Origin of the sequence: Bordetella petrii, from assembly GCF_020991325.1 — a bacterium.
In the GTDB taxonomy this organism is placed as follows: Bacteria; Pseudomonadota; Gammaproteobacteria; order Burkholderiales; family Burkholderiaceae_B; genus Bordetella_A; species Bordetella_A petrii_E.
The window spans coordinates 1-9,731 of record NZ_JAJMLX010000176.1 but is presented as its reverse complement, the minus strand read 5'-3'; the positions used below and the strand labels follow the sequence as shown (position 1 = coordinate 9,731).

Annotated in this window: 9 protein-coding genes; 7 read left to right on the top strand and 2 right to left on the bottom strand. The window is 66.9% G+C overall.

Annotation, left to right across the window (positions count from 1 at the left end; all coding sequences use genetic code 11):
- On the bottom strand, positions 1-1,307 hold a 1,307-nt coding region (locus LPZ50_RS16670), incomplete at its 3' end, for an APC family permease (RefSeq protein ID WP_230662780.1).
- Complete coding sequence (locus LPZ50_RS16665; RefSeq protein WP_230662778.1) at positions 1,304-2,152, bottom strand: methyltransferase domain-containing protein; 849 nt, start codon at positions 2,150-2,152, stop codon at positions 1,304-1,306. The genes LPZ50_RS16665 and LPZ50_RS16670, both read right to left, overlap by 4 nt.
- Before the next feature lie 265 nt (positions 2,153-2,417).
- On the opposite strand from LPZ50_RS16665, the gene LPZ50_RS16660 reads away from it, so the two are divergent.
- The 7 genes from LPZ50_RS16660 to LPZ50_RS16630 all read left to right on the top strand — a co-directional run.
- Entirely contained in the window at positions 2,418-4,028 is a 1,611-nt protein-coding gene (locus LPZ50_RS16660) for a GMC family oxidoreductase (protein ID WP_230662776.1), read from the top strand.
- A 127-nt stretch (positions 4,029-4,155) separates the two neighbouring features.
- Entirely contained in the window at positions 4,156-5,454 is a 1,299-nt protein-coding gene (locus tag LPZ50_RS16655) for a putative Na+/H+ antiporter (protein WP_230662774.1), read from the top strand.
- Between the two features lie 244 nt (positions 5,455-5,698).
- On the top strand, positions 5,699-6,031 hold the full coding sequence (locus LPZ50_RS16650) for an FmdB family zinc ribbon protein (protein ID WP_230662772.1): 333 nt from the start codon (positions 5,699-5,701) through the stop codon (positions 6,029-6,031).
- 14 nt (positions 6,032-6,045) lie between these two features.
- Positions 6,046-6,693 carry a DUF502 domain-containing protein gene (locus LPZ50_RS16645; RefSeq protein ID WP_230662770.1) on the top strand — a complete coding sequence of 216 codons (648 nt, stop codon included), beginning with the start codon at positions 6,046-6,048 and terminating at the stop codon, positions 6,691-6,693.
- Positions 6,694-6,733: 40 nt separating this feature from the next.
- Entirely contained in the window at positions 6,734-8,521 is a 1,788-nt protein-coding gene (aspS, locus tag LPZ50_RS16640) for an aspartate--tRNA ligase (RefSeq protein WP_230662767.1), read from the top strand.
- Between the two features lie 74 nt (positions 8,522-8,595).
- Positions 8,596-9,456 carry an endonuclease/exonuclease/phosphatase family protein gene (locus tag LPZ50_RS16635; RefSeq protein ID WP_230662765.1) on the top strand — a complete coding sequence of 287 codons (861 nt, stop codon included), beginning with the start codon at positions 8,596-8,598 and terminating at the stop codon, positions 9,454-9,456.
- Positions 9,453-9,731 (top strand): phospholipase D-like domain-containing protein (locus tag LPZ50_RS16630; protein WP_230662763.1); only part of this gene is annotated, 279 nt, incomplete at its 3' end. The genes LPZ50_RS16635 and LPZ50_RS16630, both read left to right, overlap by 4 nt.

Sequence of the window (9,731 nt, the reverse complement as noted above, 5' to 3'; positions counted from 1 at the left end):
CATAGCGGCAGCCCGGCGGCCAGCACGGCAATGCCCAGCAGGGCGCCCAGGCCGGCATAGCGTGCGCTGGACCATACCAGCCCGGCGCAGCTCAGCGCGAACAGCAGCGGCGTCAGCGGGTACAGCGGCACGCTGAACGGCCGGGGGCGCTGCGGATCCAGCTGGCGCAGCCGCCACACGGCCGCGGCCACCAGCATCATGAAAAACCAGAATACGGGTGCGGTATAGGCCACCATCGCTTCCACGCCGTTATCGGCCAGCGCGCCGAACCCCACCAGGGCCAGGGTAATGGCGCCTTGCGCCACCAGGGCCGTCGCGGGCGCCTGTCCGCGCGCCGACCATCCGCCCAGCCGCCGCAGCGGCGGTACGTCGTCGCCCAGCGCTACATACACCCGCGCGCCCGTCATGATGGTGCCATTGATGGTGCTGAGCGCGGTGCAGCAGATCAGCAGGCTGAGCAGCACCGCGGCGTGCGGGCCGGCGGCAATCTGCATGACGTCCGCGCCCACCGCGCTGGCCTGGCGCAACCCGTCCAGGCCGAAAATGTGCAGCAGGGCCAGGTTGGTCAGCAGGTAGATGGCGGTGATCGCGGCTGTGCCGATCAGCAGCACGCGGCTGACGTTGCGGGCCGGGTCGCGCAGTTCGCCCGACAGGTAGGCCGCTTCGTTCCAGCCGCCGTAGGTCAGCAACACATACACCATGCCCAGGCCCAGCATGCTGGCCATGCTGCCGGGCGCGGGCGCCGTGGCCGCCGGCGCCTGTTCCGGTGCGCCGCCCGCCAGCATGCCCGCCGCCACCACCGACAGCAGGGCAATCACGGTCAGGCCGGTGAACACCAGCTGGATGCGTTTGGTGGGCTGGGTGCCGGCAATGTTCAGCGCCGTCAGCAGCACCACCGCCAGCGCGGCGTGGATGGCCGGCCCGTGCCGGCCCAGGTCGATCAACTGCTGGGCATAGTCGCCATAAATGAACGCCACGGCGGCAATGGCGCCGGTCTGGATCACGGCGCAGCGCGCCCAGGCAAACATCAGGCCGATGCGTGGCCCCCAGGCCAGGCGCAGATAACGGTATTCCCCGCCGGAATCGGGGTACGCGGATCCCAGTTCGGCATAGCACAGCGCGCCCAGCAGCATCACGCCGCCGCCGGCCAGCCACAGCAGGATGTACATGGCGGGCGAACTGGCGTGCTGCGCCACCAGCGGCGGAAAGCCGAAAATGCCTATGCCGATGACCACGCCCACCAGCACGGCCACCGCGTCCAGCACCGACAGGCCGGCGGGCTGGCCGGCGGATGGCGCCGGGCTCATGGCGATTTCCGGGTGGCCTGCCAGCCTTGTTCGGCGCCGGTCGAGGCTAGCGCCACCAGGGTATCGCCGCGCACCTGGCCGACGAACTCCATGGGCTTGCCGCCGTCATCCAGCACCAGGCGCAGGCGGTCGCCGCGCAGCAGTGCCTGCGACACGCCCAGTTGCGCGTCGTGGCGGCGCGCCGTGGCCGTCACCTTCTGGAAATGCTGCGACATCTGCACCGTGATCGGTCCGCCGGGATGCTCGATCTGCCAGGTGCCCGCCACCTTGGCGGGCACGATCCACAGGTACAGCGAGCGGCCGTCCACGCTTTGGTAGTCGTCGCTTTCCCAGTCGTCCATGGTGAAGGCATGCGATACCACCCGCGTGCCCGGTGCCAGGTCGCTGAGAATGCGCGGCCGCAGCTTCAGGTTCACATCGGGCAGCAGGTACATGGTCAGCACCGTGGCCTTCGAGATGTCGGTTTCGAAGAGGTTCTGCTGCACGAAGCGCACGCGGTCCTGCACGCCGGCTTTCTTGGCGTTGCCGCGGGCCTCGGCAATGCGTTCGGGGTCGATGTCGATGCCGGTGGCCTGGCGGGCCTTGCGGTCGCGCACCGCCGCGATGGCAATGCGCCCGTCGCCCGACCCCAGGTCGATCACGGTGTCTTCCGGGCCCACGTCGCCCATTTCCAGCATCCTGGCCACGGCGTCTTCGGGGGTGGGAACAAAAGGCACGTCCAGTCTGACCGGATCGGTCTGCGCCCAGGTGGGCGCGGCGGCCACGGCTGCGGCGGCGGCCAGCGCAGCCAGTGCCTGGCGCCGCGCGATGAAAAACGACGGGGAAGCGAGACGAGTCGCGGACATGGTGGTCTCCGGAGGGCATGCCGCCGGCCCTGCAACAACGGGGCCGGGCACGTTGCTGACGAGAAACTGAACACGATCATCAATGCTACGCTCTGATCTTTCAACCCCTGTTACGTCTCGTCTCAGGCCTGCACCGGGCGGGTGCGGCGGCCGGGCGCGCGCGTCGCGGCGGGGCGATTCCGGGTAGCCTTCCGGAACGGTTGTGTTCTATAACGCAGCACCATCGACCGGCCGCACAAGGCCGGCGTTCCAAGGAGACACGTGCATGTCCGCCGACCCTGGCAGCAATGATCTGGTGTTCGATTACATCATCGTGGGCGCGGGCTCTGCCGGCTGCCTGCTGGCCAACCGCCTGTCGGCCGACGCCGGCAAGCGCGTATTGCTGCTTGAAGCCGGCGGCCGCGACAACTGGCACTGGATCCATATCCCCGTAGGCTACTTGTATTGCATCGGTAATCCGCGCACCGACTGGTGCTACCGCACTCATCCCGACCCCGGCCTGAACGGCCGCAGCCTGGGATATCCGCGCGGCCGCGTGCTGGGCGGCAGTTCGTCCATCAACGGCATGATCTACATGCGGGGCCAGCGCGCCGATTACGACGGCTGGGCCTCGCTGGGCAATGCCGGTTGGGGCTGGGACGACGTGCTGCCGTTCTTCAAGCGCTGCGAAGACCACCATGCCGGCGCCAGCGAGTTCCACGGCGCGGGCGGTGAATGGCGGGTCGAACGGCAGCGCCTGTCGTGGGATCTGCTCGATGCCTTCCGGGCGGCCGCGCAACAGGCCGGCATTCCGTCGGTGTCGGATTTCAACCAGGGCGACAACGAGGGCTGCGATTACTTCGAGGTGAATCAGCGCCGCGGCGTGCGCTGGAGCGCGGCCAGCGCTTTCCTGAAACCGGCGCGCGGCCGGCCCAACCTGCGAGTCATGACGGGCGCGCGCGTGTCGCGCATTGTCTTCCAGAACCGCCGCGCCGACGGCGTGGCGTTCCAGCTGGACGACGGCAGTGAACGAGTGGCCCGCGCGCGCGCCGAGGTCATCCTGGCCGCCGGGGCCATCGGGTCGCCGCAGTTGCTGCAGGTGTCGGGCGTGGGGCCGGCCGCGCTGCTGCAGGCGCGCGGCGTGCCGGTGGTGCATGATCTGCCCGGCGTGGGCGAGAACCTGCAAGACCACCTGCAATTGCGCATGATTTTCCGCGTGACGGGGGCCAAGACGCTGAATGCCATTGCCGGCACCCTGTGGGGCAAGGCCATGATGGGCGCCCAGTACGCCCTGTGGCGCCGCGGCCCCCTCAGCATGGCGCCTTCGCAATTGGGGGCCTTCGCGCGTTCCGGGCCCCAGCATGACCGGGCCAATGTGGAATACCACGTGCAGCCCTTGTCCCTGGAGAAATTCGGCGATCCGCTGCATGCGTTTCCCGCCTTCACCGCGTCGGTGTGCAACCTGCGGCCCACCAGCCGCGGACATGTGCGCATTACCAGCCCGCGGGCCGACGACCACCCCGAGATCCTGTGCAACTACCTGGCCACCGAGGCCGACCGCCGCGTGGCCGCCGAAAGCCTGCGCCTGACACGGCGCATCGTCTCGCAGCAGGCCCTGGAGCGCTACGCGCCCGAAGAATACAAGCCCGGCAGCGCCCTGCAGACGGACGATGAACTGGCACAGGCGGCGGGCGATATCGGCACCACCATTTTCCACCCGGTGGGCACCTGCAAGATGGGCGTGGACGCCCTGGCCGTGGTAGACCCGGAACTGCGCGTGCACGGCCTGCAAGGCCTGCGCGTCATCGACGCGTCCGTCATGCCCACCATCACGTCGGGCAATACCAATTCACCCACTGTCATGATCGCCGAAAAGGGCGCGCACCTGCTGCGTTGACACAGTGCCTGCTGTCCGGCGGCACAGTGCGCGCAGGCCCGCTGCGGTATAGTCCGACAGTTTTACTGTCGGCGCCGCACGGCCCAAACCCGCCTGGCGCCCGCACAAGTTCCGGAATGCACACCCGATGCCTGACACAATCGAACTGATCGCCACCGCGCTGTTCGCGGTGGCTGTAATCCACACGTTCTCGGTTCCCATCTTCGCGCGCCTGGCGCACCGCAACGGTCCGCATGCAGGCTGTTGGCACTTGCTGTCCGAAGTCGAGGCCGTTTTCGGCGTGTGGGCCTTCGTGCTGATCGTATGCATGGCACTGCTGCGCGGCAGCGCCACCGCCATCGAGTATATGGACACGCGCAATTTCACCGAGCCGCTCTTCGTGTTCGTGATCATGGTGGTGGCCGCCAGCCGGCCCATCCTGGAACTGGTGAGCCTGGTGGTGCGCGGCCTGGCGCGCCTGGTACCGGTGCACCGCGACGTGGCCACTTTCTTCGTGGTGATGTCCGTGGTGCCGCTGGGCGGCTCGTTCATAACCGAGCCGGCCGCGATGACACTGGCCGCCATTCTGCTGCGCGATGGATATTTCCGCGTGGCGGGCCACACGCGCTTCAAGTACCTGGCGCTGGGCGTATTGTTCGTCAACGTTTCCATTGGCGGCGTCCTGACCGCCTACGCGGCGCCGCCGGTGCTCATGGTGGCATCCACCTTCGGCTGGGACTCGGCCTTCATGGCCACGCACTTCGGCTGGCGCGCCGCCGTCGCCGTGTTCATCAACGCCGCCGTGCTGACCTGGATCTGCCGCGACGCGCTGACCAGCCACAGCATCGGCACCGGCAGCGGCGTCAATGCCGCCGAAGACGCGCCCGCCCGGCGCGAGCCCGTGCCGGCGCTGGTCATATTGGTGCACCTGGTGTTCCTGGTGGGCGTGGTCATGACGGCCCATCATCCGGCGGTGTTCCTGGGCCTGATGATGATGTTCATGGGCTATGTGCACGCCTACCGGCGCCACCAAAGCCGCCTGCTGATCCGCGAAGGCCTGATGGTGGGCTTTTTCCTGGCCGGACTGGTGGTGCTGGGCGGGCTGCAGAAATGGTGGCTGCAAGACTTGCTGGGCGGCCTGGAGCCCACCGTGCTGTTCTGGGGCGCGGCCGCCCTGACAGCCGTTACCGACAACGCCGCCCTGACCTACCTGGGTTCGCTGGTCGAGGGCACGGACCCGGTTTGGCATTACATGCTGGTGGCGGGCGCCGTTACCGGCGGCGGCCTGACGGTGATCGCCAATGCGCCCAACCCGGCTGGCTACGCCATTTTGCGGCCCTATTTCCCCAACGAGGCCATCTCGGCGGGGCGGCTTTTCCTGTCGGCGCTGCTGCCCACGCTGGTGGCCGCCGCGATGTTCCTGTTGCCGCTGGGCCGCCAGATGTGAACCGGGAGCAGGGCTCGCGGCAGCGTGCCCTGCCCCGAAGCCGGCCCCTGCCGTGAGTTCGTGCCTATGGCCGGGGCTGGTCCCTCCAGCGGGCCGAGCCGGGCGGTCACGGCATTTTTGGCAAAAACCGCTAAAATTCAACACTTTCCCGTATTGGATCCGGCGCCGCCAGGCCGCCGCCCGCATGCCGCGGGTGGTGTAACGGCGGTTTTTGATGCGCCGGTGCCCCTGGAAATTCCCAACCATGCCTATCTACGCCTACAAATGCAGCGCCTGCGGCCATGCCAAAGACGTGTTGCAAAAATTTTCCGATGCGCCGCTGTCAGTGTGCCCCGAGTGCGGCCAGGCCACGTTTTCCAAGCAGGTGACCGCCGCCGGTTTCCAATTGAAGGGCTCCGGCTGGTACGTGACCGATTTCCGCAACGGCTCGGGCAAACAGGCCGCCGCCAAGCCGGACAGCGCCAAATCCGGCTCCGACACCGCTAAGAACGACAGCGCTAAGAACGACAGCGCCACGCCGGCGCCCGCTGCCGCGCCGGCCCCGGCCGCCGCGCCGACGTCGTCCACGGCGTCCTGAAGCTGCCAGGGCAGATGCGCATGCGCGTCGTCAAGAAGTACTTCATCACCGGGCTGCTGATCTGGGTTCCCCTGGTCATCACGGTCTGGGTGCTGGGGTTGCTGGTGGCAACCCTGGAAGGCTTCGTGCCCAGCTTCCTGTCCTCGCAATCGCTGCTGGGCATCGACATTCCCGGCTTCCGCTTCGTGCTGGTGATCGCGGTCGTGCTGCTTACCGGCATGTTCGCCGCCAACCTGCTGGGCCGCACCCTGCTGGAACAATGGGAAGCCTTGCTGGGCCGCATTCCGCTGGTGCGTTCCATCTACAATTCGGTCAAGCAGGTCAGCGACACCGTGCTGGCGCCCAACGGCCAGGCGTTCCGCCAGGCGGTGCTGGTGCAGTACCCGCGCGCCGGTTCCTGGACCATCGCCTTCCTGACCGGCGTGCCGGGCGGCGAAGTCGCCGGTTACCTGCCGGGCGACCACGTCAGCGTCTATGTGCCCACCACGCCGAACCCCACGTCGGGGTTTTTCCTGATGATGCCGCGCGAACATGTCGTCGAACTGCAAATGAGCGTGGATGCCGCGCTGAAGTACATCGTTTCCATGGGCGTCGTGGTGCCGCCGGCCCCTGTGGCCGCGGCTGCCGCCCCCATTCCGACGGCTCCCACCGTCGATTCGTAATTTTTTTACGCTGAACACAGCACCTAGGAGTCATCCCGCAATGCGTACCTGCTACACCGGCGAGGTTTGCCGCGATCATCTCGGCCAGACTGTCACTCTGTATGGCTGGGTGAACCGCCGCCGCGACCACGGTGGGGTCATCTTCATCGACCTGCGCGACCGCATGGGCCTGGCGCAGATCGTGTTCGATCCCGACAACGAAGCGTTCGCCATCGCCGAGCGCCTGCGCAATGAGTTCTGCATCCGCATCACGGGCCTGGTGCGTCCGCGTCCCGAGGGCACGGCCAACCCCGAGCTGGCTTCGGGCGAAATCGAAGTGCTGTGCAAAGAAGTCGAGATCCTCAACGCCTCGATCACGCCGCCGTTCCAGCTGGATGACGACAATCTGTCGGAAACCACGCGCCTGACGCACCGCGTGCTGGACCTGCGCCGCCCGCAGATGCAGCGCAACCTGATGCTGCGCTATCGCGTGTCGATCGAAGTGCGCAAGTTCCTGGACCAGCTGGGTTTCATCGATATCGAAACCCCCATGCTCACCAAGAGCACGCCCGAAGGCGCGCGCGACTACCTGGTGCCCTCGCGCGTGAACGCCGGCCAGTTCTTCGCGCTGCCGCAATCGCCGCAGTTGTTCAAGCAGATGCTGATGGTGTCGGGCTTCGACCGCTACTACCAAATCACCAAGTGCTTCCGCGACGAAGACTTGCGCGCCGACCGCCAGCCCGAATTCACCCAGATCGATTGCGAAACCTCGTTCCTGAACGAGATCGAGATCCGTGCGATTTTCGAGGACATGATCCGCCACGTCTTCAAGACGGTGCAGAACGTCGACCTGCCGGCGCCGTTCCCCCTCATGACCTGGACCGACGCCATGCAGCGCTACGGTTCCGACAAACCCGACCTGCGCGTGAACCTGGAATTCACCGATGTCACCGACGTCATGCGCGACGTGGACTTCAAGGTGTTCGCGGCCGCCGCCACGGCGTCCGGCAGCCGCGTGGTTGCCTTGCGCGTGCCGGGCGGCGCCGAACTCTCGCGCAGCGAAATCGATGCCTACACGCAATTCGTGGGCATCTATGGCGCCAAGGGCCTGGCCTACATCAAGGTCAACGACGTGGCCAAGGGCCGCGAAGGCCTGCAGTCGCCCATCGTGAAGAACCTGCACGATGCCGCGCTGGCCGAACTGATCAAGCGCAGCGGCGCGCAAGACGGCGACATCATCTTCTTTGGCGCCGACCGTGCCAAGGTGGTCAACGATGCCATCGGCGCGCTGCGCGTCAAGATCGGCCACAGCGAATTCGGCAAGAAAACCGGCCTGGCTTCCACCGAATGGAAACCCCTGTGGGTGGTCGACTTCCCCATGTTCGAATACGACGAGGAAGACGGCCGCTACACCGCCGCGCACCATCCGTTCACCAGCCCCAAAGACGGCCACGAAGACTTCCTGGAATCCGATCCCAGCAAGGCGTTCGCCAAGGCCTACGACATGGTGCTCAACGGCTGGGAAATCGGCGGCGGCTCGGTGCGTATCCACCGCGAGGAAGTGCAGAGCAAGGTGTTCCGCGCTCTGAAAATCGGCCCGGAAGAAGCGCGCGAGAAATTCGGCTTCCTGCTCGACGCCCTGCAGTACGGCGCGCCCCCGCACGGCGGCATCGCGTTCGGCCTGGACCGCATTGTCACCATGATGACCGGCGCCGAATCCATTCGCGACGTTATCGCTTTCCCCAAGACCCAGCGCGCGCAGTGCCTGCTGACGCAGGCGCCGTCCGAGGTCGACGAGAAGCAACTGCGCGAACTGCACATCCGCCTGCGCAACGTCGAAGTGAAATGAAGTAATCTGGGAACAAAGGGCGCCGCCGCGCGGCGGCGCCCGCCCACCAAACAAGAAAAGGCGCCATTCGGTTTATGTCGCTAGTCCGCGTAGTCAGTTACAACATCCACAAGGGGCGTTCGTCCCTGGGGCGGCGCGAATCGCTGAATGATTTGCGCCTGGGCTTGTACGGGCTGCGTCCCGACCTGGTGTTCCTGCAGGAAGTGCAGGGCCGCAACGATCACCTGTCCGTTCTCGACGCCCAGCACGAATCGCTGGCGGCCGCGCTGCGCCTGGACGTGGCCTACGGATGCAACGCCATCCGCAACCGTTCCGACCACGGCAATGCGCTGCTGTCGCGCTACCCCATCCTGGAACACGAGAACCAGGACATCTCCGACCACCGCCTGGAACAGCGCGGGCTGCTGCACGCGCGCATCAAGGTCAACGACCGGGACGTGCATTGCTTCGTAGTGCACCTGGGCCTGTTCGCGGGCAGCCGCAGCCGCCAGATCCAGGCCCTGGCCGACCGCATCGGGCGCATGGTGCCCGAGGGCGATCCCATCCTGGTGGCCGGCGACTTCAACGACTGGGGCGACCGCCTGGCGCCGCTCTTCGTGCAGCAACTGGGCCTGTACGAAGTGTTTTCGCATGCGCCGCGCAGCCACGGCGGCGAACTGCCGCGCCTGCGCGATTCCGTGCGGCGGCTGGGCAATGTGCTGCGGGGCGTGCCCAACAATGTATCGGTGCTGGAACGCAACAACCAATTGGGCATGGGGGGCGCGTACTGCCCCTTGCCGCCGCCGCGCACCTTCCCGGCCGTGTTCCCATGGTTCCGGCTCGACCGCATCTACCAGCGCGGCTTCGCCGTGCGCAGCGCGCGGGTGCTGCGCGGGCGCGAATGGGCCAGGCTGTCCGACCACGCCCCGTTGCTGGCGGAGCTTGAATTGCCGTGAAGGCCGACATCGTCAAGCTGGACTGGACCGACGATAACGCCATCGACATCCTTCAGAATGGCGCCGATTTCTTTCCGGCGCTATGCCAGGCCATCGACGCCGCGCGCGTCAGCGTGCACCTGGAAACCTACATCTTCCTGCTGGACCGCACTGGTGAACGCGTGCTGCAAAGCCTGGAGCAGGCCGCGCAACGCGGCGTGAAGGTGCGCGTGGTGCTGGACGGCTTTGGCAGCGCCGAAACCTGCCGCGCCGTGGCCGACCGCGTGGCCGCGGCC